Origin of the sequence: Rhodovulum imhoffii, from assembly GCF_003046545.1 — a bacterium.
GTDB classification, from domain to species: domain Bacteria; phylum Pseudomonadota; class Alphaproteobacteria; order Rhodobacterales; family Rhodobacteraceae; genus Rhodovulum; species Rhodovulum imhoffii.
Genome location: NZ_QAAA01000059.1, coordinates 1 through 1011 on the forward strand (window position 1 = coordinate 1; position 1011 = coordinate 1011).

A 1011-nucleotide genomic window follows, 5' to 3' on the forward strand; every position below is an offset into this window, starting at 1 on the left:
TGAACCGCGCCGGGTTTTCCGGAGGCTCCAACTTCTGAGTAGGATGGAGCATCATGAGCAAGACGACGAGCAAGTATTCCCCCGCAGTACTCGAGCGCGCTGTTTGCATGGTTTTGGACAACGCAGGGCAGCATGAGCGCCGCTGGTCGGCGATCCTGTCTATTTCCTCGAAGATCGGTTGCGCGCCGCAGACGCTGAACGAGTGGGTCAAGAAGGCCTGTGTGTATGCCGCCCGGTTTGCAAGCAAAACAATGAACCGTCGCGCGTGTGATCGAGTGCGTGCTTGTGTCAGGCCTTCTCTGTGCGGCTTGCCAAGCGCCGCTGGCCGGTATGGTGATCTGCGGATCGGACCCAAATCTGAGATGCGAGCGCGAAGCTCTCGCCTTCTTTCTGGTTTTTCCGATCCCGATCTTCTCGATCGGCTTGCCCGTACGGTTCCTTGCCTTCCTCACAACTCGTGCGACCGGGGCCTTTCCCGGTGCAGTGTAGCGGTCACGCCATCTGTGTTGGTGTGACCGGATGTCCTCTGTAATCCTCGCCCTTCGTCAGCATCGCCCAGATGCTGCGTGCCATCTTATTGGCGAGGGCCACCGCGACCAGCATGCGCGGCTTGCGCGCCAGCATTCGCGCCAACCACGATCCTTCGGGTGGGCGCTTCCGTGTCGCCCCGTACACAACCGACATCGCGCCGATAATCAGCAACCTGCGGATGTCGCGCTGTCCCATCTTCGACATCTTTCCAAGCCTTTGTTTGCCACCCGTGGATTTCTGCAGCGGAACGAGACCCAGCCAGGCCGCAAAGTCGCGACCGCGCCGGAAGCTCTCCATCGTTGGCGCGAAAGCCTCAATCGCCAGCGACAGGATCGGACCGACACCGGGCATGGTCTGCAAGCGGCGCGTGGTCTCGGCTTCGCGGGACATGGCGTCGATGTGCTTCTTCAATTTATCTGTACGGGCGGTCAGATCGGCGATCTGCTCTATCAAGCCGCGGCAGATTTCCCGAACAGCGGT

The 1011-nt window shown here is 60.5% G+C and carries 1 protein-coding gene and 1 pseudogene; one reads left to right on the forward strand and one right to left on the reverse strand.

Annotation, left to right across the window (positions count from 1 at the left end):
• Positions 1-53 precede the first annotated feature (53 nt).
• A pseudogene (locus C8N32_RS15425) lies at positions 54-230 on the forward strand (IS3 family transposase); the annotation flags it as partial.
• 262 nt (positions 231-492) lie between these two features.
• Here C8N32_RS15425 and C8N32_RS14815 read toward each other — a convergent pair.
• Positions 493-1011: IS110 family RNA-guided transposase (locus C8N32_RS14815; RefSeq protein ID WP_107893718.1), on the reverse strand; the 519-nt coding region annotated here is incomplete at its 5' end.